Origin of the sequence: Pseudomonas hygromyciniae, from assembly GCF_016925675.1 — a bacterium.
GTDB lineage: Bacteria > Pseudomonadota > Gammaproteobacteria > Pseudomonadales > Pseudomonadaceae > Aquipseudomonas > Aquipseudomonas hygromyciniae.
In genome coordinates, this window is record NZ_CP070506.1 from 2356101 (window position 1) to 2381448 (window position 25348).

Sequence of the window (25348 nt, forward strand, 5' to 3'; positions counted from 1 at the left end):
GGGGTGGTGTTTGCCCTTAAAGGGATGGCACCAGCGCCAGCCCGGACTCCCAAGGGTGGTCCGCCGCGCTGACGTTATCCGCCTCGCCCGGATTGAGCGCGCGCACTGTCACCAGTCCCGGCGCCGCGTTTTTCGCGACAGTGATGGTCATGATGTAACCCTGGGTACCGCCCGCATTGGTCTGGCCCGGAATGGCCGAGGCGTCGGGCAGGAACTCCGTGACCTCTGCCGTGACCCCGGGGTTGTTGAACTGGATCCGTGCGGTGGCGGCGGTGGTCTTGAGGTCGGCGCCTTGTACCACCAGCGCGAATTGTCCGCTGGTGCCTGGGGCCAGCCAGGCCGGCAGGTCAGTGGGCGACTGGCCGTAGAACAAGTCCAGCGGCAACAGCTGCACCGGCCAGGGTTGTAGGCCATCGACCCGATCCTGCACGCAAAGCGATTGCTCCTGCGCGGTGCTCGGCATGGTGGTGACACTCAGGCCCACCAGCAATTGCTGGGCAATTACCCACACATAGTTCACCGGCTGGCCGTTGATGGTGATGTCGTTGATCGAGAACCCCGCACTTTCCGGGACCTCAAACACCGCCTGCAGGATCTGGTCAGAGCCGTTGATCGCCGATTTGGCGGTGCCGCGAGTAATGCGCCAGTACTGGCTCACATCCTGGCCTTGGGGGCCTTTCCATGCATTGAAGTTGGTCGGCTGTTGCAGGTACAGGGCGATGGGGTTGGTCAGGGAAATCCGGCTGGGGGTGGCCCCATCATTGGTCGCCTCATTGGCGGCAAAGCCGATATGGGGGTCGGAGTTGCGATAGTTCTGGCCATACTGCGCGCAGCAGATCAGGGCCTGGGCGCTCTGGCTGCTTTTCAGGGGGCGCATGATCGTGGCCGCCGCCGCCAGGTACACCTCGGCGCTGAGGGTGTTGGGCCCCGAGGTCAGGTGCATTGCGCCGCCGAACTGGCCGGGGGTGCAGGCAGTGCCGGAGTTCCATTTGTTGACCGTGTCGTAGGCCGGCAGGCCAGTGGTCGGGTCAATCACCGGGTCACCGGCCTTGCCGGTCTTGCAGTCGGCGGTGTAGCGCAGATAGAGATCTTGCAGTTGCACATTCGGGTCGATGTAGTCGCGATACAAGCCCAGCACGGCATTCGGATCGATGCGCCACATGGCCAGGAAGTACGCCGGGTTTTCACTGGTGAAGGTGATCTTGCGCATCTTGCCGTTGGTATCGCGCACGATCGACCATTCGCAGTATTCGTCCAGCCAGCCCCGTGGTCCGGAGGGCGAGAAGTCTTTGTATTTGCCGTTCCAGTCGATAGTCGGGCAGCGGGTCACTGGCAATTGCAGCAGGGTGCCTTTCTTGTCCGGGTCGTACAGGGTGTACAGGGTGCCGTTGATGGTGATCTGGCCGTTGTCGGTCAGCTCCATCACTTGTTGCAGGGTCATGGCCTTGTTGCCCAGTTGCGGAATCACCGCCGTGCCGTTGTTGTAGAAAAAGGTCCACAACCGGTTGGGGAAGGGTTGCCAGGTAATCGCCGGCAGGGTGGTGTCGCCATAGCCCTCGACCAGCGGGTTGTAATAGGCCGAGCGGGGCGCGTCATACAGGCCTGACCACGGGTTGCCGATGATCGCCGCTTCGGTCCAGCCGGTTATATCGTTGTTCCAGTCGGTTTCAAATTGCGGTAACTGGTCTTCCAGGCCCAGCTTGTCGTAGTCCTTTGGCGCTTGCCCAGCGGGGGAGGTGAATTGCTTGAAGGGCGTGCTCATGACAAATCTCCATGGGGGGTAGAAACGCAGCAGCAACCGGCACTCGGGGGAGGGTCGGCGAGGGTCTGGCGCGGGTCGTCCCACACCAGTTGGGCGATAAAGCCAGGCAGCGGCGCGTATTCTTGCGGCGCCAATACCCGGCCACTATCGAGATGGGTGACCAGCAGGCTCAACTGCACGGCGTCCGTGGGGCCAAGGTGCAACGCCGAGACACTGCGCGCGGCATTCAGCGCGCGGCAGACGCCGTGGGTGATGCAACGGCCCTTGTCATCCACCAACCCCATGCCGATGCGGCTGAAGCGCCCGACATAGTGCGGGTTATCCGCGTTGACCTGCTGTGGCGTGGCGTCGGGCTGGTTGAGGAAAACGTCGATCAGGTAGGTGTCGTGGGTGCAGCGCACATGGTCGAACACCACCCATGGGCCGCTGGCCTGGACCTGCTCCTGGACAGGCGCGGCACTGTGCGGGCAGCAGGTGTTCGCGCTGGCGCGCCGGGAGCCGAACGGTGGCGCCACCGGGGTGCCGTAGTCGTAGCCGATATGCCGGCTGTCCTGGGCCATATCGCCCAGGGTGGTATAGCGCCAGGCATCGGCACTGGTGAATGTGATCGACTCGGCCTGGCTGCCGGCAAACGGCTGGAGCAGGCACTGGGTGGTGTACTGCGCCGCCGGGTTGGCGCGGATCCAGATCTCCAGCACGCGATCGATATTGGCGTGGTAGGAGCAGAACACCGGGTCAAACGCGGTGTAGGCGTTATCGGCCATATCGCCGCCGATCCAGCCGTGATAGTTGTCGTGGGGCTGTTCAAACAGGCCATCGAAATTCAGTGTGCGGTTGGGGTACAGCTCGTCCTTTTGCGGTGGATCAAACACGGTGATATTGGCCCAGGGATACCCCGGCACGCCCTGGGGCTGGCTGAAGGTCCTGAATTTCAAGGCATCCACCACCTGCTGCTGGAAAATCCGGCTCATGCCAAACAGCTGGGTGCGCTTGAAGCGCTGCTGATCGCCCTGGGTGTAGAACAGCGGGTTGCGCTGCACGAAGCGGCAATCCACGCCCTCGACATTGCCTGAGGCACAGACTTTCGAGCGGCCATCCTTGGCCGCCGCATAGCGCAATGGGTTACGCCGCACTTCGCCGCTGTGCGGGTGCACATAGGTTTCATCGAGAAAGGCCTGGGGCAGGCCGGCCTGGGGGCTGCCATCAATACTGGCGTCCTCGGCCATCCAGTCCCAATACGGGATCGGGCAGTCGATCAAGGCTTCCAGGTACAGCAGGTAGGCGCGATGCCACAAGGCAAAGGCTTCCTGGTAATGCAGGCACCAGTTGGTATGGATATAGGCATAGCGCTGCCAGGGCGAGCCACTGTCCGGGTTGCCGATTAGCATCACGTCGTCGAGCCGCGCACGGTACAGGTCCAGTTGCTCCTGGCTCAGCGCGCGGATGTCCTGGCGCACACGCTTGACCGGGTGCGGCAGATCCGGAGGGGGGATGCGCTCGGCGATATCGAATGGCGAAAAGCTGTTCAGGCGCCAGCCCTGGTTGACCCACAGCCGGAAGGTTTCCAGGGCGTCGATGGGCCAGAATTGCCGGTCGTCCAGGGTCAACGGCATGTTGCGCGACGCCAGGTGCTGGTAGATAGTTTCGGACCAGGCCTTGACCGAGTCGGGGTCTTCCAGGAACACATCGTAGGCGTTCATGCAGCGCACCCACGAGCCTGCGACGTTGGCGCGATCTGCCGTTGGTATCCAGTAAGGCGCGGTGAAAAGCCCTTGGATATCAGCGGCCCATGTCGGTTTCGCGACTATCATAAGATCCCTCTCACGCGGCCCCAATGCTGGATTTTCCGGGGCTGCTAAGCTGGAGTTGATAGTAACGGGCCACTGTGCAGTGATTTGTGCAAATTGGCCGGCCTTTACGGCGGATTCATTGCAGTTTTCTCAAGGAAGAAGTGGAAATAATGACAGACGCCATGGATTTGAAAATTCTCGGCAAATTGCAGAAGGATTGCACCCAGAGCCTGGACCTGCTCAGCGACAGCGTGGGGTTGTCCTCGACCAGTTGTTACCGGCGCATCCGGCGCCTGGAGAGCGTGGGCATCATCAAGGCGAAAGTCGCGGTGCTGGATGAAAAAAAGCTGGGGATCCAGGTCACAGCGTTCTTTTTGATCAAGCTCGACAAGGACAGCAACGACATTGATCGCAAGATGCAGCACATCCTGGCCAACCACCCGGAGATTCAGGACTGCTACCTGATGACCGGGGAGTTTGATTTTGTGATGGTGGCCAAGTTTCGCGATGCCACGGAGTACACCGAATACATCTATCGGTTTCTCGACACTTATCGGGATATTCCGATCCGCACCTATTCGTCGACCTTGGTGGTGCGCACGGTGAAGAAGTCTTATGAACTGCCGCTGCAAGGCGTACAGCACCTTCCTCCAGACTTGTAGACGCCGGCTTGTATGGGAGCGGGCTTGCCCGCGATTACGGTAGATCAGTCAGCACCTGTTTTGGCTGACCCACCGCCATCGCGAGCAAGCCCGCTCCCACAGGGTTATGCGTTCGCTGTCATGATCCGCTTGTCTATCAGGCCGCGACAGCCTGAAGCTGCAAGCCACCCTCGACATCCTTGACCAATCCGCTGGCCAGCAACAACGGCAGTAAACGCTTGTGCAACTGCGGCTCGACAAACTCCTTTACCGTCTCCAGCGCCAAATCGCCACTGCCCGGCAGTTCGGCCTTGGTATAGGACAGCCAGGCCTTTTTCAACATCTGCAGCACATCACTGCCAGCGGTCAACGCAAAGCGCCGGTGGGTCACCTGGCCCTGGAAGTTGAAGCTGTGCTGATACTCGTAACCTTTCTCGTCACCCGCGCTGGCAACACAGCGCACGCAGGTGCAAGGGCCGTCGCCAAAGGCCGCCAGCAGATAGCTATTGAAGTCCACCACGGGCTTGAGCGACAGGCGCTTGTCCACTTCGAACAGGTCGCCGGTCATTTTTGCGTCGTTACTCAAGGTGCATTTCCTCGCAGGTCTACAGCTGGTTTTTCAAAGCGCGGCATCATACCAGCACGATCCGTGCTCATCGCGGGGTTTTCAAGAAGCGTTGTGCATGATCAGGATGGGGTAACAGGCAACTGTCGTATCGGCCAAAGAGCCTATAGCGGTTGCGTGCAATACGGTCATAGACCCAGTCGCGCAGTACCCGTGGCAGTACACGCAGCAGTTGTAGCGGCTGCCAGGCGGTGGGGAGCAGGGCGATGATCTGCAGAACCGCGCTGGAGCGTACCCAGTAGTGTTGGTCGCGAATCACCGCCAGGGTGTCGAATTGATCCAGGGGCAAGCCGGCCCAAGCGAGCAGCGCCTGGCCCTCGGGCGACTGGACTGCCGCCAGGCGAATACGCCGGTGGCGGTCATGGCGGATCAGGAACCTTACCCAGCCATTGCACAGCTTGCAGACCCCGTCGAACAGCACCACTGTCTCACCTTGACTGAGCAAGGGGGGCGGGAGTCGGGCGGGTAAAGGAACCGGGCATAAGGGTGGGTCCAATGAGGCTCTGGGGCCCCGGATCATACCCCATCTTAACCATCCCTCCGGCCAGCCAGCTTCTACACGGAGCTTTGGCCCAAGCGGCTCTTGATCCAGTCATACAGATTATTGCCCTCACTCGACAACTCGCTGTTGGCCCGGCGGCACAGGTAATACTGGCGTCCGTCATCCACCGGCAAGTCGAACAGTTGCACCAATTCACCCCGGGCCACCAGGGGCGCCACCAACGGTGCACGCAGCAGCGAGCAGCCAAGGCCGGTGAGGGTGGCGACCAGGGTCAACTGGCCGTCCTCCAGCAACAGACCATTGTGCGTGTTGCTGTGACTGGCCTCAGCGACATCGAACCATTGTCCCCAGGTGCCGCGCTCTTCGTCGTGCAGCAGTGGCAGCTCGCTGAGGGCTTGGGGGCTGTCGATAGGGCCGTGGCGCTGCAGGAATTGGCGGCTGCAAAACGGCGTGACCGCGCCGCTGATCAGTGGCTCGCTGTGATAACCCGGCCAGTGCCCGGTGCCGAAGCGGATCGACAGGTCGGCGGCATCGCTGGGGTAGCTGCGGTGGTTGGCGTAGGTGATGTTGATGTCCAGCGCCGGGTTGTCGCTCAAAAACTGCGGTAGGTTTGGGATGAACAGGTTGGTGGCGAACATCGGGATCAGGCTGATGGTGACCTGGCGTGTCGCGCTTTTTTCCCGCACGTGCTCGGTGGCGCTGCGCAGTACCGCGAATGCCGAGCGAATCGCCCGGTAGTACTCGCGACCTTCTTCGGTCAGGCCCAGGTTGCGGCCTTGGCGCATCGTCAGGGGTTGTTGCAGGAAGCTCTCGAGCAAGTGCAGTTGATGACTGACCGCCGAGGGCGACACCCCCAGTTCGCGGGCGGCGGCATTCACGCCACCATGGCGGGCAAAGGCCTCGAAGGTGCGCACGGCACGTAAAGGTGGATCGTTAGCTAACTGTTCTAAATTATTCATGTGTTGAATTAAATACCAAGTAAAAAAGATAAATAAAGCGGCGTTAGCGTGGAAAAAAATGCCGTAAATAGGGCGTTTGGTATTTGGTATAAACATATTCCTTTCAGATATTTGATAAAAACAGAATAAATAACTAGTGTTCCGCGCTCGGGCTTTTAGTCGATGCGCCCTGGCATCGACGTTTTTGTATATGGAGTTGATGGTTCTCATGGATGCGTTTATCCAGCAACTGCTTAACGGCTTGCTGTCGGGCAGTCTCTACGCGCTAGTGGCCTTGGGTTACACCATGGTCTACGGCATTTTGCGGATCATCAACTTTGCCCACGGCGATGTGTTGATGATTGGCGCGCTGGTGGGCCTGTCGGTGATCCGTGTACTGCAAACGACCTGGCCGGATATGCCACCGGTGCTGTTGCTGTTGGCGGCGGCGATGATTGCCATGGCCTTTTGTGCAGTGCTGGCGGTAGTGATCGAGCGCATTGCCTATCGGCGCTTGCGTAACGCCCCGCGCCTGGCGCCGTTGATCAGTGGTATCGGCGTGTCGCTGTTGTTGCAGACCGTCGCCATGTTGGTCTGGACCCGTAACCCGCAGATGTTCCCGCAATTGCTGCCTCTGGAACCCATCGAAGTACTGGCCGGCGATGCCACCCATGCCGCCGTGACCAATGCCACCGCGCTGACCACCATTGGCGTGGCGTTGAGCCTGATGGTCGGGCTGCTGCTGTTGGTTGAGCGCACGCGCTTTGGTCGGGCCATGCGCGCCGTGGCCGAGAACCCGCAAGTGGCGAGCCTGATGGGCATCAACCCCAATCGCATCATCGTCATGACCTTCGCCATCGGCGGCGCCCTGGCCGCGCTGGCGGGCATCATGATGGCCAGCAACTATGGCAGCGCGCACTTCTATATGGGCTTTTTGCCCGGCATCAAGGCGTTTACCGCAGCGGTGCTGGGCGGTATCGGCAACCTCAAGGGGGCCATGCTCGGCGGCCTGCTGCTGGGGCTGATCGAAGCCCTGGGCACCGGCTACCTCGGGGCCGCCACCAACGGCGTGTTTGGCAGCAACTACCAGGATGTGTTCGCCTTTATCGTGTTGATCGCGGTACTGGTGTTCCGTCCCCAAGGGCTGTTGGGCGAACGATTGGCGACCCGCGCATGAGCCTGGCAACCGCTGTGAGTCCTTCGAGCAAACGCGCCAGCCTTGGCTTGTTGCTGTTTGCCCTGGCCCTGGTGTTGGCCCCGTGGATTGTCGGGCATGCCGGCGGCAATACCTGGGTGCGTACCCTGGATTTTGCCCTGCTGTACATCATGTTGGCCCTGGGCCTGAACATCGTGGTGGGTTATGCCGGCCTGCTGGACATGGGCTTTATCGCCTTCTACGCGGTGGGCGCCTACCTGGCGGCATTGCTCTCGTCGCCCCATCTGTTGCAACAGTTCCCGGCCTTGCTGGCGCTGATGCCCGAGGGCATGCACACCTCGATCTGGCTGATTCTGCCGCTGGCGGCGCTGCTGGCGGCCGGGTTCGGAGTGATCCTCGGCGCGCCAACCCTGCGCCTGCGCGGCGACTACCTGGCCATCGTCACCCTGGGTTTTGGCGAGATCATCCGCATCCTGCTGCGCAATCTGGACCGCCCGGTGAACCTCACCAACGGCCCCAAAGGCATCGCCCAGGTTGATCCGGTGACGCTGCTGGGGGTCAACCTGGGACGCACCCAGGAACTGTTCGGCCTGCGCTTGCCCTCGGTCTACCTCTATTACTACCTGTTCGCCGCGCTGGTGGTGCTGATCCTGTTTGCCTGCATCCGCCTTGAGCGCTCGCGCATCGGCCGTGCGTGGATGGCGATCCGCGAGGACGAAGAGGCGGCCCAGGCCATGGGCCTCAATACCCTGCGCCTGAAGCTGCTGGCGTTTGCCATTGGCGCGGCGTTTGGCGGTATCAGCGGGGCGCTGTTTGCCTCGTTCCAAGGCTTTGTTTCACCGGAATCCTTCACCCTCAATGAGTCCATCGCCGTGCTGGCCATGGTGGTGCTCGGCGGCATGGGGCATATCCCCGGGGTGATTCTGGGCTGCGTGTTGCTCGCGGCCCTGCCCGAAGCGTTGCGCGCCAGCATGGGCCCCTTGCAGCAGGCGCTGTTTGGCCAAGTGCTGGTGGACCCGGAAATTATCCGCCAGCTGTTCTACGGCCTGGCGCTGATTCTGGCGATGCTGTATCGACCCGCCGGCCTCTGGCCGAGCCGCACAGGAGGTGCACCTTGAACCATCCGTTATTACAGATCGAGAAGGTCAATAAACAGTTTGGCGGCGTGGCCGCGCTCGATGACGTGAGCTTGAGTATCGAGGCCGGGGAAATCTACGGCCTGATCGGGCCCAATGGCGCCGGCAAGACCACCTTCTTTAATGTGATGACGGGGCTGTACACCCCGGACTCCGGGCGCTTTCAACTCGACGGCCAGGAGTACCAGCCCACGGCGGTGCACCAGGTGGCCCGCGCCGGCATCGCGCGCACGTTCCAGAACATCCGCCTGTTCAACGCCATGAGCGCCCTGGAAAACGTTATGGTCGGGCGCCATGTGCGCACCCATAACGGCGTGTGGGCGGCCTTGAGCGGGCATTCGCGCGGGCGCGAGGAAGAAGCGCAGACCCGCGCCCACGCCCACCGCCTGCTGGCCTATGTCGGCCTGGCCGGGTTTGCCCACTACCGCGCCGACAGCCTGTCCTACGGCCACCAGCGGCGCCTGGAAATTGCCCGTGCCCTGGCCACCGAACCGCGCCTGCTGGCCCTCGACGAGCCGGCTGCCGGGATGAATGCCAGCGAGAAAGTGCAACTGCGCAGCCTGCTGGAAAAAATCCGCGATGACGGCCATACCTTGCTGCTGATCGAACACGACGTGAAGCTGGTGATGGGCGTGTGCGACCGCATCAGCGTGCTGGACTACGGCCGCGTGATCGCCGTGGGGGCGCCTGCCGAAGTGCGCCGCCACCCGCAAGTGATCCAGGCCTATCTGGGAGCTGGCGCCCATGTCTGAAGCGTTGTTGCAGATTGACGGCCTGAAGGTGCGCTACGGTGCGATCGAGGCGGTCAAGTCCCTGGACCTGCATATTGATGAAGGTGAACGGGTCACGCTGATCGGCGCCAATGGCGCCGGCAAAAGTTCCAGCCTCAAGGCCCTGACCGGGTTGCTGCCGGCCGCCGCGGGGCAGATCCGCTTTGCTGGCCGTTCGATCCTCAACCTGGCGCCCCATGAGCGCCTGACCCTGGGCATCGCCATGGTGCCGGAAGGGCGTGGCATTTTTGCGCGCATGAGCGTGCTGGAAAACCTCCAGGCCGGCGCATTCCTGCGCCGCGACCCACAGCAAGTCAACCTGGAAATCCGCCAGTTGTTCGAACACTTCCCGCGCCTGGAAGAGCGCTTGCAGCAGTCGGCCGGCTTGCTCTCCGGTGGCGAGCAGCAGATGCTCGCCCTGGCTCGTGCGCTGCTGTCCAAGCCCCGCCTGCTGGTGCTCGATGAGCCGTCCATGGGCCTGGCGCCGATCATGGTCGAAAAGCTGTTCCAGGTGATCGATGATGTGTGCCGCCAGGGCATGACCCTGCTGCTGGTGGAGCAGAACGCACGCCTTGCACTGCAAGTGACTGACCGCGCCTATGTGATGGACACCGGGCGCATCAGCCTCAGCGGTGCCAGTGACCAATTGCTCGACCACCCCGAGGTGCGCAGTGCCTACCTCGGTGAATAACCCCATAACAAACGCCACCGGACGCCCGGCGTGTTTCGCCAACCCCACAGGCCATGAGGGCCTGATGAGAAACAGGAAAAAACCATGAACAAGACTGCCCCCTTCAAACGCGTACTGCTGTTGAGCCTGGCCCTGAGCGGCGTGGCCCAGGCCGACCAGACGGTACTGATCGGCCTGGCCGGACCCTTGACCGGTCCGTCGGCGCGGATCGGCAAAGACCTGGAAAACGGCGCGCAACTGGCCATTGACCAGGCCAACGCCAAGCATCCGAAAATCAACGGCGAAGCGGTGACCTACAAGCTGGTGTCCGAGGACGACCAATCCGACCCACGCACCGCCGTCACCGTCGCCCAGCGTCTGGTGGACGAAGGCGTGGTCGGCGTGGTCGGCCACTGGAACACCGGCACCAGCATCCCGGCGGCACGGGTCTACCATGACGCCGGGATCGCCCAGGTCGCGCCGGTGGCCACCGGTCACGCCTACACCCAGCAAGGTTTCGACACCAGCTTGCGGATCATGGGCCACGACGATGACGGCGGCCAGGTCGCCGGCGACTATGCACTCAAGACCCTCAAGGCGCAGCGCATCGCCGTGATCGACGACCGCACCGCGTTCGGCCAGGGCCTGGCGGATCAGTTCGTCAAATCCATCGAGGCCGGTGGCGCCAAGGTGGTTGCCCGCGAATACGTGGACGACAAGACCATCGACTTCAGCGCGGTACTGACCAACATCCGCGGGCAAAACCCCGACCTGATCTTCTTTGGCGGCGTCGACTCCCAGGCTGCACCGCTGGCCCGGCGTATCAAGCAGTTGGGGATCAAGGCGCCATTGATGGGCGCCGGCGGCTTTGTCAGCCAGACCTTCCTGCAACTGGCACAGAACGAAGGCGAGGGCGTGATCGCCCTGGAACCGGGCCTGGCCGTGGCGCAGATGCCAGGTGGCAAGGCATTTGAAGAGGCCTACAAGGCGCGCTTCAAGAGCAACATCGAGCTGCATGCACCCTTCGCCTATGACGGTGTGGGCGTGCTGATCGCCGCCATCGAGCAGGCCAACTCCACCGATCCGCAGAAGTACCTGCCGGTACTGCGTGCCATCAGCTACCCGGGTGTAACCGGGACCATTGCTTTTGATGCCCAGGGCAATCTGCAGAATCCGTCGTTCACCGTTTACCAGGTCAAGGCCAATCAATGGCAACCGGTGAGCGTGGCCGGCGGCAAACAGTAACGCGCTCGATATCAAATGTTGGAGACTCAAATGTGGGAGCTGTCGAGCCCAGGCGAGGCTGCGATGGGATCACTGCGGTGTATCTGCTACACCGCAGTGCCTGCATCGCAGCCTCGCAGGGCGAGACAGCTCCCACATTCGGATTTCCCACATTGGAGCTTCGCAGCCATTTGAATGAGGCACACCATGAGCAAACTGGAAGGTGAACTGGGCATCCTGGCCCGCCGGCGCATCGAAGCCGAGATCATCAAGCCGATCTACGAAATCCTCGTGCGCGAGCAGGGCAAGGCCTTTGCAGCAGCGGTGATTGGCGAAGCGGTGGGCAACGCCGCGATCCAGGCCGGCAAGCACTTTGCCGCCCAGGAAGAGCAGGGCGCCGACCTCAAGAGCTTCGTTGAGCTGCAAGTGCTGTGGGAAAAGGACGACGCGCTAAAAGTCGAAATCATCGCCAGCGATGCCGAGCATTACGACTATGACGTCAAGCGTTGCCGCTATGCCGAGATGTACCACGAGATGGGCCTGGGCGAGATCGGCCACCTGTTGTCGTGCAACCGCGACGAGCTGTTTATCGTCGGCTACAACCCGAATATTGAATTGACGCGCACCCAGACCATCATGGGCGGCGCGCCAAGCTGTGACTTCCGCTACCACGCCAAGCCCCAGGAGCCGCGCTCGTGAGCGCCCTGGCGCGGGTCAACGGTGAGCGCCTGTGGGACTCGCTGATGGAAATGGCGCAGATCGGCGGAACGCCCAAGGGCGGCGTGTCGCGCCTGGCCCTGACCGACGAGGACCGGCGCGGGCGTGACCTGTTCGTGGCCTGGTGCACGGCGGCCGGGTGCAGCATTCGTGTGGATGCCATGGGCAACATCTTCGCCCGTCGCGCCGGTCGTCATGACCATCTGGCCCCGGTGCTGACCGGTTCCCACGGTGACTCGCAGCCCGCTGGCGGCAAGTTCGATGGCATCTACGGCGTGCTGGCCGGCCTGGAAGTGCTGCGCACCTTGAACGACCTGGGCATCGAGACCGACCGGCCAATCGAGGTGGTCAACTGGACCAACGAAGAAGGCTCGCGCTTTGCCCCGGCGATGATTTCCTCGGGGGTGTATGCCGGGGTATTCGACCTCGAATACGGTTTGTCCCGCGAAGACAAGGCCGGCGTGACCATCGGCCAGGCGCTGCAACAGATCGGCTACGCCGGCCCGCACCCCGTGGGCGGCCAGGCGGTGCATGCGGCGTATGAACTGCATATCGAGCAGGGCCCGATCCTTGAAGCCCAGAACCTGACCATCGGCGTAGTCACCGGTGCCCAGGGCCAGCGTTGGTATGAAGTCGAGCTGAGCGGCCGCAGCGCCCATGCCGGCACCACGCCGATGGATCACCGCCTGGATGCGCTGCTGGGCTTTGCCCGGGTGGTGGAGGCGGTCAACCAGATCGGCCTGGCCCAAGGCGCCGAAGGGCGGGCGACGGTGGGCATGGCCAATATCTTCCCCAATTCGCGCAATGTGGTGCCGGGGCGGGTGTTCTTCAGTGTCGAGTTCCGCCATCCTGATGAGGCGGTGCTGGGCGTGCAGGACCGGCAACTGCACGAAGCCGTGGCGCGGATCGCCGATGGGATTGGCCTGCAGGCCAGCGTCAAACAGATCTTCCAGTACGCGCCGATTGCCTTCGACAAGGATTGCGTGGACGTGGTGCAGACCGCAGCCCAAGCGCTGGGCTATAGCCATCGGCGGATGATTTCCGGCGCAGGGCATGACGCCTGCTACCTGAACCAGGTCGCGTCGACGGCGATGATCTTTGTACCCTGTGTGGATGGCCTGAGTCATAACGAGGCCGAAGAGATCCACCCGCAGTGGTCCACGGCCGGGGCGGATGTGTTGTTGCAGGCGATTCTGGCTTCGTCGCGTGAGTGATGGATGGGAGCGTTCAGCCACCACCTCTGTAGGCTGATGCACCGCTATCGCAGCATCGGTATCTACGCAACTTTCAGAACCTGACGAACTCTCCCTGTGGCGAGCGGGCTTGCCCCGCGCTGGGCTGCGAAGCAGCCCCAAAACCAGCTGCTACGGTGTATCTGATATACCGCATTCGGCTTACTAGGGCTGCTTCGCAGCCCAACGCAGAGCAAGCCCGCTCGCCACAGGGAGAGTTCGTCAGGTTCTGAAAATTATGTAGATACCTATGGCTATCGCAGGCTTGCCCGCGATAGCGGTAGTTCAGTCACCCCCCGTGATCCGCCCAAACAGCCCGCCCATCACCTGCAACAACCGATCATCCGCGCCAGCCGCACCTATCACTTGCAACCCCACCGGCATGCCCCTCACGTGTCCCACCGGCAGGCTGATCGAGGGTAGGCCAGTGAGGTTCCAGGCACTGGTATGGCTGAGTACGGCGGCGCGTACATCAATGTCCTGTTCGCCAACCCGCACCTGGCGCGCATTCACCGCTGTGGCGGTAATCGGCACAGTGGGTGAAACCAGCAAGTCATAGTCTTCGAACAAGCGCGCCATCGCTGCTTTGTACTGCGCCTGGCTGGCCTGTGCGCGCATGTATTGCCAGCCTCTGACCTCGCCCGACACCTCAAGGCGCTCGCGTACTTCCTGGTCAAATTTGTGCGGCGCATCGCGCATGCGTTCGGCATGTACCGCAAAAGCCTCGGCACGTTGCAAGGTCTGCAAGGTGTCCTTCATTCCAGCCGCCATTGTTTGCAGCGCGTCAGTTTCCTGCAGTGCGTCGCCAAACAGTTGCTGCGCCGCCCGGTAGACCTGCTGATACAGCTCGGCATCCACCGGGCCGAAGCTGTCGCAGGTGATCCAGCCTACGCGCAACGCTTGCGGCGTGGCCGCAGGCAAGCACGCGCGTCCTGCCAGTACTTCGAACAACAGGCGTGCATCTTCAACGTGGTTGGCGATGGGGCCGACGTGGTCGAGGCTGGACGCGAGCGGGAACACCCCGTCCAGCGGCACGCTGGCAAACGAGGGCTTGAAGCCGACCGTGCCGCACAAGGCCGCCGGAATTCGGATCGAGCCGCCGGTGTCGGTGCCCAGTGCCAGCGGCACCATGCCGCTGGCCACCGCCGCCGCGCTGCCGGCGCTGGAGCCACCGGTGATGCAGCGCGCATCCCACGGGTTGCGCGTCGCGCCTTGCAGCGAGCGGTCGCCAGTTGGGCCGTAGGCGAATTCATGGGTCAAGGTCTTGCCGATAATCACCGCCCCGGCCTCGCGTACGCGTTGCACGCACAACGCATCGTGGCTGGGTTTGAAGCGGTCGAAATGCGCTGAACCGTAGGTGGTGATGTAGTCAGACGTGTCGATGTTGTCTTTGACCGCTATCGGCATGCCCTGCAGCGGGCCCAGGTCCACGCCTTGGGCAAACAGCGCGTCGACCTTGCGGGCCTGGGCCAGTGCCACGGCGGCATCGACGTGAACGAACGCATTCAACGCCGGGTTCAAGCGCTCGATGCTGTCCAGCGCGGCCTGCGTCAACTCGACACTGGTCAGGCTGCCGGCACGCAGGCGCGCGGCCAGCGTGATGATCGATTGACCAAAAAAGTATCCAGCGTGGGTAGGCTTCACCAGGCTCATAAATACAACTCCATCAAACAGCAGCAGGTTGAGAGGACGGGGCAACCTGACGCCCGCCCGGGCGCACCATCAGCATTGCGCTCATGCCCAGCGCCGTGGCCACGGCGGCAGCCACGAACATCGATGAATAGCCGTAACGCACGGTCAGGTAGCCGGTCAGCATGGGGGCGATAAACGAAGCGGTGTTGGCGATAAAGTGCGTCATGCCGCTGTAGGCACCCACCCGATTGGACGGCGCAGTGTCGATGACCACGGCCCAATAGACGGAGTTGGGCAGGGCATTGAGCGCGTTGGCCAAGGTCATCAGGGCAATCACACCCCATACAGTCTGGGCCTGGGAAACCATGATGAAACACAAGGTTGTCAGCAGCAGGCAGGTCGCGGCCAGCCAGCTGCGGGCGACTTTCAGGTTGCCGGTGCGACGCAGCAGCAAGTCCGAAATCTTGCCGCCCAGCAGCACGGTGAAGCAGGCGCCGGTCCACGGGATCATGCCCATGTACCACAGCGACGACAGGTTGTAGTGGAACTCGTCCTGCAGGTATTTGGGGGTCCAGGTCAGCAGCAGGAAGGTCACGTACACAAACGAGAAGTAACCGACGGCGTTGAACAGCAGGTCCTTGTTCTTGAAGAAGTGCCAGATCGGCGCAACGCTGGTGGTGGGCGTCGACGCATTGGCGGCCTCGGCGCGCTCTTTGCGCAGGAAGTCGAGTTCGGCCTTGGATACGCGCGGGTTTTCATCCGGCGTGTTGGTGAAGCGCGTCATGAAAAACACCAGCAGCGCCAGGCTGACCACGCCCAACACCACGAACATGCTGCGCCAGCTGCCGGTCAGGGTTTGCAAGCCTACAGCCACGGGCGCGGTGAGCAGTGCGCCCAATGGGGTGCTCAAGAGGCCGACCGCAACCACAAAGCCGCGCTCCTTGGGCGTGGCCCAGTTGGCCACGCTCTTGTTGATCACCGAGTAGGCCGGACCCTCGGCAAAGCCGAACAGCACGCGGATCGTGGCGAAACCGGCCATGGCCGAGCCGCCGAGAAACGCCAGCCCGAAGTCGCCGGCAAATGCCGTGGCGATTTCGAAGATCGACCAGGTGCCACCGGCGATCAGCCAGATGCGCTTGGCTCCAAAGCGGTCGGCCAGAATGCCGCCGACCAAGGCCCCAAGGATGTAGCCGTAGCCGAAGTAGCCCAGGACATTGCCCCAGTCGGCTTTGTCGAAACCATACTCGGGAAGGATGCTCGCCGACGCATAGGCAATCGCGCCACGGTCGATGTAGTTGAGCAAGGCCATAAGCATGATCAGGAAGAAAATCTGGTAGCGGAAAGACGGGATAGCGGGGCTGTTCATAGGGATCTGACTCTTCAAAATGATGGCAGAAGTCAAAAAGTCGGCCGCGTCCGGCGTATTTTTATTGGTTTGCCCAAACGTTTGGGTTGGCGAAATGTAAGGCCGTGAAAAATTTTAGTCAAACGTTTGGGTAAAGATTTATCTGCGGCTACGCCACGCCCGTTCGGGTAGAATCTGCGCGCTCAATAAACAGACAGTTGGAAGCCCTTAAGACATGTCGAGCCAATCTCGCCCAGCCACCTTGAAGTCCATGGCGACCGCACTTGGCGTGCATGTTTCCACGGTGTCCCGGGTACTCAATGGCGACCCGGCCGGGGTCGAGCGAGCGGCGTCTGCCGAAGTGGTGGCGCGTATCCGGGAGTTGGCAAAAGAGCTGGATTATCGGCCGAACACGCAGGCATCTAGCCTGAAACTGCGCAAAAGCCAGGAAATCTGTGTGCTGATGCCGCGCCTCACCGACCTGGTGATGGCGACCATTTACGACAGCATCGACAGTGCGGCCGAACAGGCCGGCTACCTGACCTTCGTTTCCAATACCGACGACCAGCAACCCCGCCAGATGGCCCGTGCCGAACATGCCTTGCGCCGCTCGGTGGCCGGGCTGATCGTCGGCGACTCACATGTCGGCGAAAGCCAGCCACTGTTGGAACTGCTGGCGCGCAAGCACATTCCCTACGTACTGGTCAGTCGCCAGATTGCCGGGCATCTGGCGGCGTGCAGCGACGATGAACGTGGCGGCTGGTTGGCGGCCGAGCACTTGTACCAGTTGGGCTGTCGCGATGTGGCCATTCTGGCGGGCGAACGGCATGCCTCCACCGGGGCTGATCGCACGCGCGGGTTTACCCGTTATTACCGGGAGCAAGGCATTACGCTGCGCCCGGAATGGACGCTCAATGGTCCTTTTGACAGCCTTACCGGGCACCGCCAGGGCGAGTACCTGTTGGGGCTCAACCCACGGCCCCAGGCGTTTTTCGCGGTCAATGACTTCCTGGCCATCGGTTTGATGGGGGCCGCCCGTGACAAGGGCCTGATGCCGGGCAAGGACATTGCCGTGGTGGGCTTCAACGACATACCACTGGCCAATGAACTGATGGTGCCCCTGACCAGCGTGCGCCTGCCCCTGGCAGACATGGGCAGGCATGCGGTGGAGCTGCTGCTCAAGCGCATCGAGGGCGAGGCGTGCGAGTCGATCATGGTGGCGCCGCAGTTGCAGGTGCGGGCGAGCTCGTCTTTGTTGCGCTGAAGCCACTACCTCTTCGACATAGCGCTGTCGCGCAGCAAACTGGCCCCTTGTGGCGAGCGGGCTTGTCGGAACGCCGCATCGCCCGCGTTGGGCTGCGTAGCAGCCCTAAACCCGGCTATCGTGGTTTATCTGAAGAAACGCGGCGGGCTTTTTGGGGGCTGCTTCGCAGCCCAACGCGGGCGATGCGGCGTTCCGACAAGCCCGCTCGCCACAGGGGAAGTCGTAAGTGTCTGAAAGTTGTGTAGATACCAATGGCCATCGCGGGCAAGCCCGCTCCCACAGGGGATTGTGCGAGGCCAACCCTCGGGTCAATCCAGTCAGCGAAAAAAATTCCCCCGGCGTCGCATCGAACTGTTGTCGAAACGCGGCGATAAACGCCGAAACCGACTCATACCCACACCCCAGCGCCACGTCCGTCACCCGTTCGCCGCGTTCCAGGTCGGGTAGGGCGCCAAGCAGCCTCAGCCGCTGGCGCCAGGCACGAAATGTCAGGCCGGTATCGCTCACAAACAACCGGCTCAGGGTTTTTTCACTGACCCCCAGCCGCTGGCTCCACTGCCCCAGTGTGGTGGCCTGTTCGGGGTGCAGGCTCAGGCTGCGATAGATCTGGCGCAACCGGCTGTCCAGCGGCAACGGCAACATCAGGTCCACCTGCGGCGCGGCGGCCAATTGATCGAGCAGCACTTGGGCCAGGCGCCCATCAGGGCCCTCTTCGGCATATTCCACCGGCAATTCGCTGAAACGGCGGATCAACTCGCGCAACAGGTCGCTCACCGCCAGCACCTGGCAGCGCTCCGCCGCCCAGGCGGTCACGCTGCAGTCGAGGTACAGACTGCGCATTTCGGTGTGTGGCGAACTGAACACCCGGTGTGGCATGCCTGCCGGGATCCACACCGCCCGTTGCGGCGGCGCCACGAAGCGCCCGGCACTGGTCTGGATCTCCAGCACCCCGGAAATCGCATACGACAACTGCACCCACGGATGGCTATGGCGGCGGGTCAGGGCGCGGTTGGGCAGGGATTCGGTGCGGCCATACACCGGGCGCGGCAGGCTGGAGAGCCCAGGAATACTGCGGCGAACGGCCTTGTCGTGTCCTTTTGGCGGCATTTACTGGCTCATTGGCGTTAGTCGGTAACAAGCCGTTACGTTAGAGTCGGCATGACGCCCTGGCAACCCCTGGAAAGAACAGCCCATGACCCGCCCCCGGTTTTTACCCGATAACTTCACCCTGACCTTGATTGCCACGGTGGTCCTTGCCTCTTTGCTGCCGGTCAGCGGCCAGGCCGCAGTGGCGTTTGGCTGGGTGACCAATCTGGCCATCGCGCTGCTGTTTTTCCTGCATGGCGCCAAGCTATCACGCCAGGCCATCGTTGCCGGCGCGGGGCACTGGCGTTTGCACCTGTTGGTGTTCAGCCTGACCTTCGTACTGTTTCCGCTGTTGGGCCTGGCGCTCAAGCCGTTGCTGTCGCCGATGATTGGCAAAGATTTGTACATGGGCATGCTTTATCTGTGCGCGCTGCCGGCCACGGTACAGTCGGCGATTGCCTTTACGTCGCTGGCGCGGGGCAATATCCCGGCGGCGATTTGCAGCGCGGCGGCGTCCAGCCTGTTCGGGATTTTCCTTACGCCGTTGCTGGTGACGCTGCTGCTCAATGTGCATGGCGACGGTGGCTCCACCGTGGATGCGATCCTCAAGATCAGCGTACAACTGCTGCTGCCGTTTATCGCCGGGCAGATCGCCCGACGCTGGATCGGCGAGTGGGTGGGGCGTAACAAGAACTGGCTGAAGTTCGTCGACCAGGGCTCGATCCTGCTGGTGGTCTTCGGCGCATTCAGTGAAGCGGTCAATGAAGGTATCTGGCATCAGATCCCGTTGTGGGAATTGGCCGGTCTGCTGGTGGCCTGTTGCGTCTTGCTGGCACTGGTGCTGGTGGCGTCCGCGCTGTTGGGCAAGGTCTTTGGGTTCAACCAGGAAGATCGCATCACCATCCTGTTCTGCGGCTCGAAAAAGAGCCTGGCCACGGGCGTGCCGATGGCCCAGGTGTTGTTTGCCGGCAGCACCATGGGCGTGTTGATCCTGCCTTTGATGCTGTTCCACCAGATCCAGTTGATGGTCTGTGCGGTGCTGGCCCAGCGCTATGCCAATCGCCCGGAGTCCATTCCCGAGATCATGGCGCAAGTCGATCCCTGAACCATCGTGTTACTATTTTTCCGCGCTGCTCAAGGGCTGGCATCGGGCCGTCAGGATCAGCGCGCAACAGAGTAAAACGACCTGTCGATGAGTACTTCCACCGCAACCCCCGCCGCCAACTGGCAACCGGTCATCGCCCTGGCGTTGGCCGCCTTTGTATTCAACACCACGGAATTCGTGCCGGTCGGCTTGCTCAGTGCCATCGGTGCGAGCTTCGACATGCCCATCGCCAAGGTCGGTCTGATGCTGACCATCTATGCCTGGGTGGTGTCATTGACGTCGCTGCCGGTGATGTTGCTGACCCGTAATATCGAGCGGCGCAAGTTGCTGATCGTGTTGTTCGGCATGTTTATCGCCAGCCATATCCTCTCCAGTGTGGCCAACAGTTTTGGCCTGCTGATGGTTAGCCGCATCGGCATTGCCTTGTCCCATGCGCTGTTCTGGTCGATCACCGCGTCCCTGGCAGTGCGTCTGGCGCCGCCGGGCAAGCAGGTGCAAGCGCTGGGGTTGCTGGCGACGGGCACCTCGTTGGCGATGGTTTTGGGGATTCCTCTGGGGCGCCTGCTGGGTGAAGCCATGGGCTGGCGCACCACGTTCCTTGTGATCGCCGGGTTCGCTGCGGCCCTGGTGTTCTGGCTGGCGCGCACCTTGCCGTTGTTGCCGAGCCAGAACTCCGGTTCGCTGCGCAGCCTGCCGCTGTTGTTCAAACGCCCGGCGCTGGTGGCGCTGTATGTGTTGACGGCGATGGTGGTCACTGCGCAATTCACCGCCTACAGCTATATCGAACCCTTTGTGGAGCGCGTCGCGGGCCTGGGCGGCAATGCGGTGACGTTGGTGCTGCTGGTGTTTGGCGGGGCGGGGATCATCGGTTCATTGCTGTTCAGCCTGCTGCACCGTTTCAATCCCTATCGTTTTCTGCTGGTGGCGGTATCGGTGCTGGCGCTGTGCCTGGGGTTGCTGCTGCCATTGAGTGGCGAGCTGTCGTACCTGGTGGTGTTGAGCGTGTTCTGGGGCATGGCGATCATGGCCTTCGGCTTGGCCTTGCAGTCCAAAGTGTTGGTGCTGGCGCCGGATGCGACTGATGTGGCGATGGCCATGTTTTCCGGGATCTACAACATCGGTATCGGTGGCGGCGCGCTGCTGGGCAGTTGGGTTGGCGGGTACTTTGGCTTTGCCTGGATTGGTGCGGCGGGGGGCTTGCTGGCGGTGGCGGCGCTGGGGTTGTACTGCCTGTCGATTTATCGGTTTGGGCAGGGTGGGGTGAACTGACCTGACGTTACCAGCAGCAAGCCTACTGTGGCTTGCTGTGGCAACCGGGCTTGCCCCGCGCTGGGCTGCGTAGCAGCCCCCCATTAGAGCACCGCGTTCTATCAGTCGGATTAAATCAATAGGCTTCAGGGCTGCTACGCAGCCCAGCGCGGGGCAAGCCCGCTCGCCACATCAAGCCCGGTTGCCTCAGCGGGCCTGCGTCAGCCTCAGAACTGCGGCGTGTATTTGACACTGAACATCACATTACGCGGGTCGCCGTAGAAGTTGTTGCCATTTAACTGGTTGTACCCGGAGGCGTAGTAGGTCTTGTCGAACAGGTTGTTGGCATTGACCGCCAAGCCCACCTCCGGCGTCATCTGATACGCCAGTCGCGCATTCCACACCGTGTAGCCTGCCACGTCATAGGTGTACTCGTAGCCCAGGGTATGGCTCTGGGTGGTGAAGCCCAACCCGGCGCTGACCTTGCTCCAGTCGCCGCTGAACTGGTAGTCGCTCCATACCCGCAACATATGCTTGGGCGTCCACTGGCTGAAGCCCCGGCCTTTGTTCGCTGGATCCTCAAGGTACTTGGTGGTGTTGTAGGTGTAGCCGGCAAACAGTTGCAGGCCGCTCAGCACTTCGCCGCTGATTTCCGCTTCCAGGCCTTGGCTGCGCACTTTACCGGAAGCCGTTGCGCAGTAAGTGCCGCCGCAGATTTCGCCCAGGGAGTAGTCGGTGATCGCACGGTTTTCCTGGTCGTAGCGGAACAACGCCAGGGAGGTGTTGACCCGGCCATCCATCAATTCGCCCTTAAGGCCGACTTCGTAGTTGCTGCCAATCACCGGCTTGACCACCGCACCGCCGAGGTCGCGCTGGGTCTGTGGCTCGAACACATCGGTGTAGCTGGCGTAAACCGCCCATTCGCGGCTCAGGTCGTAGACGATCCCGGCGTAGGGCGTGACTTCGCCGGTTTCGTTGGTGGTGCTGGGTTTGTTGACGCTGGTGGCGTGGGTCACCGCCATGACGGACGAGGAGGTGTAGCTGTAGTCATACCAACTGGCACGGGCACCGAGCACCAGGGTCAATGGCTCGATCGGCTTGACGCGCCAACTGCCATACAGGCCTTTTTGGCGAATGTCGTACTTGCTCGGTGTTGCGCGCCCGCCAGGGGTATTCATCAGGCTTTCATAGGTGACTTCGGGGCGGTGGTTGTTGATGTCGAAGATATTGTCGGCGCTGTCATTGAACGTCCGCGCAATGACGTCGTTGGTGGTGTACTTGGAATAGTTACCGCCCAGGGTGATTTCCTGCGCCATCGACAGCGCCTCGAAACGCCCGGTGAGGTGGGTGTCGAGGCCGATTTTGGTGCCGTCGAAATCGGTGTACCAGTCGGCATATGACACGCCACTGCCGTCGGCTTCGATGCCTTCATTGTTGGTCTGTACGCGCTGGTGGGTGGAGGTGTTTTCTTCATGCATGCGTACCGCGCCGACCTTGAGCTTCCAGTCGTCGTTGAAGCGGTGCTCCACGTCGGCATACAGGGTGGTGACGTCGATCTGTGAGTGGTTCCAGCGTGAGCCGGTGAAGGTCGAGCGCGACAGGTCGATCGACTTGCCGGTGGCATAGCGTGGCAGGCCACGCAGCATGGGACGCGACTCGGCATTGGTGCGGCTGACGGCCAGCCCCAGGGTGGTGTCTTCTTGCAGGTCGAAGTCCAGGGCGCCGTACAACGAGTGGGTCTTGCTCCATTCGTAGTCGATGAATGAATCGCTCTGGTCTTCGTCCGCCACCATGCGTCCACGAACCGTGCCGCTCTGGTTCAACGGGCCGCCGGCGTCCAGTTGCAGACCGTAGTGGTCCCAACTGCCAGCCTTGGCGGTAAGGGCGACGGTGGGCGCCGTCTGCCCGCGCTTGCGCACCAGGTTGATCGCACCACCGGGACTGCCGGTGCCCTGCAGCAGACCGGAGGCGCCACGCAGCACTTCCAGGCGGTCGAAGAAGATCAGGTCTTGGGTGGCCCAGTTGCCCAGGGCATAGGTGTTACGCGGGATCGGCACGCCGTCGTACTGCCAGTCGTCGATCTGGAAGCCGCGGGAGGTGATGATCATGCCTTTGCCCACGCCTTGCACACCCACCAGGCCAGTGGTCTGGTTGACGGCGTCCTTGAGGTCGACCAGGCCCTGGTCATCCATTTGTTTGCGGGTCATCACCGTGATCGACTGAGGGATTTCCTTGAGGGTGTGGGTGCCCTTGCCGATGGTCACCGCACGGGCGGCGTAGGAGCCGCTGCCTTCGGTGGTGGTGGGGTCGATACTCTGCTCGACGATGGAGGTCACACCCAATTGCAGCGCGCTGCCGGTGTCGGTGGCCGGTTCGACGCTGAAGTTGCCTTGCCCGGTGATACGCAACTGCAAGCCGCTGCCTGCCAACGCACGGTCCATGGCCTGTTCGGCCGGCATCTGGCCGATCACCGCCTGGGCCTGCTTGCCCTGCACCAACACCGGGTCCAGGGACACAATCCGCCCGCTCTGGCTGGCAATGGCGTTCAGTGTCTGGGCTAGCGGGCCGGCCGGCAAATTGAAAGACAGGCTTTGGGCCTGCACCAGGGCAGGGCTCGCCAGGGTTGCCAGCGCAACGGCGACAGAAAGGGCGTGGGGCCAAGGGTTGAGCACAGCATTCTCCTGAAGGTGTGGACGTGTCAGGAGATAGGTGGGCCGAGAAATGAAAACCGGACACAAATAAGAGTGGTTTGCATAAAAAAGTTTGGGGCCGGGTTACTTGGCGCGAATCAGGGTCAGCCAGGTGCTGTAATGCTCGACTCGGATTGGCAGGGTTTCGGCCAGGGCAGCGAAGGCGCGGTGCGGGTCGTTGAGGGGGGAATACACCCTGCACGCGCAAGTTGCGTACTTGCGGGTCGACGCGCACAAAACCACGGTTATACGGGCGCAGGGCGTTGACCACCTGTTCCAGGGAATCGTCCAGCACGCTCAGATGTCCGGCGAGCCAGTCGGCGCGGTAGCTCTGGTTGCCGGGCAGCGGTTCGATGCGGTTGGCGTGGAGCAGCACCGATTGGCCTTGCAGCACGGTGTGCTGGATGCCGTTGTGCAGGGTCGCCTGGACCGAATGCTCGAGCACCACCACCCGCGTGGCGTCTGGCTCCTGGGATACGAGCAAGCGTGTGCCCAACGCTTGGACACTGCCCTGGGCGCTACGCACGCGCAATGGTCGCTGGGGGTCGGTCGCCACCTGAATCACCAGTTCGCCGTGACGCAGGATGATCAAGCGTTGATGCTGGTCGAATTGCAGGTCGACGGTACTGCCTGCGTTCAGGGTCAGGCGGCTGCCGTCCAGCAGGGTGAAGGTTTGGCGCTGGCCGCGCGCGGTGTGCAGATCGGCCAGCAGGTCGTCACCCAGCGGGCTGCGCGCCGCCAGCCACAGACCGCCGCCGAGCAGGCCCAGGCCACTGATGGCGCGCAGTACTTCGCGGCGTGAACCCTGGGGCTGCAACAGCACCTGCCGCGCTTCGCCGGGCAGGCGTTTGTCGAGGCTGCGCAAGGTGTTCCACGACCCGCCCAGGTGCTGCTGCAAGCGGGTCCAGGCCTGGGCGTGCGCCGGGTCCGTGGCCAGCCAGGCATTGAATCGCTCCTGCAACAACGCATCCGGGTTGCCGGCGCGCAGGCGCACCATCCAGTCGATGGCTTGCTCGCTGACCGGGTCCAGGCGGGCCTTGCTCATGGCGCCATCTCGGCCAGGTAGCACTGGCGCAGGGCTTGTTTCATGTAGCGGCTCACGGTGCGCTCGGACAATTGCAGCTTGCGCGCAATCGCCACGTAGCTCATGCCGTCGAGTTGGCTATAAAGGAACGTGGCCTTGACGATCAGCGGCAGGCCATCGAGGGCGCGGTCAATCGCCACCAGGGCCTGGATCAGTTGCAGTTGGTCTTCGGGGGAGGGCGCCAGCGCCTCGGGGGTTGCGGCGAGTCGCTCCAGATAGGCGGTTTCCAGACGACTGCGGCGGTAACGATCAAAGATCAACCGGCGCGCAATGGTCGAGAGATAGGCCCGGGGTTGCTCAATGCTGTCGGGGTCGACACGCGCGGCGAGCATTTGGCAGAACGTATCGGCGGCGGTGTCCTCGGCGTCGGCGTGGTTACGCACGCGATGCTGGATATGTTGCAGCAGCCACCGGTGATGGTCATTGAAAAAGAAGCCCAGCTTGCGGAGTGGAGGTGGCTGCACGGGTCGACTTTCTCAAGGGTGGTATTGTGAATCGTTCTCAATATTACCTTTTGCGTGAGGGCGCTTGCAATAACCCGGGAGACCGACAGACGCGTGGCTGCCGAACACGCGAGTTGAACCTGAGGCTTTATTCTTTGCGTGGGCCAGAGGACGTGCGGATAGTTTGATTTTTTTATAAAGAACTGTGAGTTTTGACAGTTACGGGGTTGACCTTGCTCAGGCAGTCTCTCGCTGGACGGAGGGCGTCAGTTACCGCTGGCCAAGGAG

The 25348-nt window shown here is 62.2% G+C and carries 19 protein-coding genes and 3 pseudogenes; 11 read left to right on the plus strand and 11 right to left on the minus strand.

Annotated features, from left to right (window positions below; genetic code table 11):
• Positions 1-16: 16 nt before the first annotated feature.
• Entirely contained in the window at positions 17-1762 is a 1746-nt protein-coding gene (locus JTY93_RS10335; RefSeq protein WP_205478526.1) for a DUF8225 domain-containing protein, read from the minus strand.
• Positions 1759-3573 carry a tyrosinase family protein gene (locus JTY93_RS10340; RefSeq protein WP_205478527.1) on the minus strand — a complete coding sequence of 605 codons (1815 nt, stop codon included), beginning with the start codon at positions 3571-3573 and terminating at the stop codon, positions 1759-1761. Before JTY93_RS10340 ends, JTY93_RS10335 begins: the two co-directional genes overlap by 4 nt.
• 161 nt (positions 3574-3734) lie before the next feature.
• On the opposite strand from JTY93_RS10340, the gene JTY93_RS10345 reads away from it, so the two are divergent.
• Positions 3735-4214 carry an Lrp/AsnC family transcriptional regulator gene (locus JTY93_RS10345; protein ID WP_029292979.1) on the plus strand — a complete coding sequence of 160 codons (480 nt, stop codon included), beginning with the start codon at positions 3735-3737 and terminating at the stop codon, positions 4212-4214.
• A gap of 136 nt (positions 4215-4350) precedes the next feature.
• Here JTY93_RS10345 and JTY93_RS10350 read toward each other — a convergent pair whose 3' ends face one another.
• From JTY93_RS10350 to JTY93_RS10360, 3 genes and pseudogenes are all read right to left on the minus strand, one after another.
• Positions 4351-4779: a hypothetical protein gene (locus tag JTY93_RS10350; protein WP_169996427.1), complete on the minus strand. Its 429-nt coding sequence runs from the start codon at positions 4777-4779 to the stop codon at positions 4351-4353.
• A gap of 67 nt (positions 4780-4846) precedes the next feature.
• Positions 4847-5300, minus strand: a pseudogene (locus JTY93_RS10355) (thiol-disulfide oxidoreductase DCC family protein).
• A gap of 73 nt (positions 5301-5373) precedes the next feature.
• On the minus strand, positions 5374-6279 hold the full coding sequence (locus JTY93_RS10360) for a LysR substrate-binding domain-containing protein (protein WP_205478530.1): 906 nt from the start codon (positions 6277-6279) through the stop codon (positions 5374-5376).
• 208 nt (positions 6280-6487) lie between these two features.
• On the opposite strand from JTY93_RS10360, the gene JTY93_RS10365 reads away from it, so the two are divergent.
• From JTY93_RS10365 to JTY93_RS10395, 7 genes are all read left to right on the plus strand, one after another.
• Complete coding sequence (locus JTY93_RS10365) at positions 6488-7435, plus strand: branched-chain amino acid ABC transporter permease (RefSeq protein ID WP_205478542.1); 948 nt, start codon at positions 6488-6490, stop codon at positions 7433-7435.
• A complete protein-coding gene (locus tag JTY93_RS10370) occupies positions 7432-8532 on the plus strand; it encodes an ABC transporter permease subunit (RefSeq protein WP_169996423.1) in 1101 nt (366 codons plus the stop codon). The genes JTY93_RS10365 and JTY93_RS10370 overlap by 4 nt, the downstream gene beginning before the upstream one ends.
• On the plus strand, positions 8529-9302 hold the full coding sequence (locus JTY93_RS10375; protein ID WP_029292970.1) for an ABC transporter ATP-binding protein: 774 nt from the start codon (positions 8529-8531) through the stop codon (positions 9300-9302). The genes JTY93_RS10370 and JTY93_RS10375 overlap by 4 nt, the downstream gene beginning before the upstream one ends.
• Entirely contained in the window at positions 9295-10011 is a 717-nt protein-coding gene (locus JTY93_RS10380) for an ABC transporter ATP-binding protein (protein WP_092235636.1), read from the plus strand. The genes JTY93_RS10375 and JTY93_RS10380 overlap by 8 nt, the downstream gene beginning before the upstream one ends.
• An 84-nt stretch (positions 10012-10095) precedes the next feature.
• Positions 10096-11235 (plus strand): branched-chain amino acid ABC transporter substrate-binding protein, encoded by a 1140-nt coding sequence (locus JTY93_RS10385; RefSeq protein WP_205478533.1) that lies wholly within the window; start codon positions 10096-10098, stop codon positions 11233-11235.
• A gap of 186 nt (positions 11236-11421) precedes the next feature.
• Entirely contained in the window at positions 11422-11913 is a 492-nt protein-coding gene (locus JTY93_RS10390; RefSeq protein WP_029292963.1) for an L-2-amino-thiazoline-4-carboxylic acid hydrolase, read from the plus strand.
• Positions 11910-13145 (plus strand): Zn-dependent hydrolase, encoded by a 1236-nt coding sequence (locus tag JTY93_RS10395; protein WP_205478535.1) that lies wholly within the window; start codon positions 11910-11912, stop codon positions 13143-13145. The genes JTY93_RS10390 and JTY93_RS10395 overlap by 4 nt, the downstream gene beginning before the upstream one ends.
• Before the next feature lie 303 nt (positions 13146-13448).
• Here the strand turns inward: JTY93_RS10395 and JTY93_RS10400 are convergent, their stop codons facing one another.
• Together JTY93_RS10400 and JTY93_RS10405 are read right to left on the minus strand one after the other, a co-directional pair.
• Positions 13449-14816: an amidase gene (locus tag JTY93_RS10400; protein WP_205478537.1), complete on the minus strand. Its 1368-nt coding sequence runs from the start codon at positions 14814-14816 to the stop codon at positions 13449-13451.
• A gap of 13 nt (positions 14817-14829) precedes the next feature.
• A complete protein-coding gene (locus tag JTY93_RS10405) occupies positions 14830-16161 on the minus strand; it encodes an MFS transporter (RefSeq protein ID WP_169996409.1) in 1332 nt (443 codons plus the stop codon).
• A gap of 214 nt (positions 16162-16375) precedes the next feature.
• Here JTY93_RS10405 and JTY93_RS10410 point away from each other — a divergent pair, with 214 nt between their 5' ends.
• The gene (locus tag JTY93_RS10410; protein ID WP_205478539.1) at positions 16376-17404 is read left to right on the plus strand and encodes a LacI family DNA-binding transcriptional regulator; all 1029 of its coding nucleotides are present in this window, start codon (positions 16376-16378) and stop codon (positions 17402-17404) included.
• Between the two features lie 324 nt (positions 17405-17728).
• On the opposite strand, the pseudogene JTY93_RS10415 reads toward JTY93_RS10410, so the two are convergent.
• Positions 17729-18511 (minus strand): annotated as a pseudogene (locus JTY93_RS10415) (AraC family transcriptional regulator); the annotation flags it as partial.
• A gap of 85 nt (positions 18512-18596) precedes the next feature.
• On the opposite strand from JTY93_RS10415, the gene JTY93_RS10420 reads away from it, so the two are divergent.
• Positions 18597-19595 (plus strand): bile acid:sodium symporter family protein, encoded by a 999-nt coding sequence (locus JTY93_RS10420; RefSeq protein WP_169996402.1) that lies wholly within the window; start codon positions 18597-18599, stop codon positions 19593-19595.
• Between the two features lie 87 nt (positions 19596-19682).
• Positions 19683-20864, plus strand: a complete 1182-nt coding sequence (locus tag JTY93_RS10425; RefSeq protein ID WP_205479334.1) for a sugar transporter — start codon at positions 19683-19685, stop codon at positions 20862-20864.
• 206 nt (positions 20865-21070) lie between these two features.
• Here JTY93_RS10425 and JTY93_RS10430 read toward each other — a convergent pair whose 3' ends face one another.
• From JTY93_RS10430 to JTY93_RS10440, 3 genes and pseudogenes are all read right to left on the minus strand, one after another.
• Positions 21071-23515 (minus strand): TonB-dependent siderophore receptor, encoded by a 2445-nt coding sequence (locus tag JTY93_RS10430; RefSeq protein WP_205479332.1) that lies wholly within the window; start codon positions 23513-23515, stop codon positions 21071-21073.
• A 102-nt stretch (positions 23516-23617) separates the two neighbouring features.
• Positions 23618-24578 (minus strand): annotated as a pseudogene (locus tag JTY93_RS10435) (FecR domain-containing protein).
• Positions 24575-25081, minus strand: coding sequence for a sigma-70 family RNA polymerase sigma factor (locus tag JTY93_RS10440; protein WP_205479328.1), 507 nt, complete (start codon positions 25079-25081; stop codon positions 24575-24577). Before JTY93_RS10440 ends, JTY93_RS10435 begins: the two are co-directional and overlap by 4 nt.
• Positions 25082-25348 lie beyond the last annotated feature (267 nt).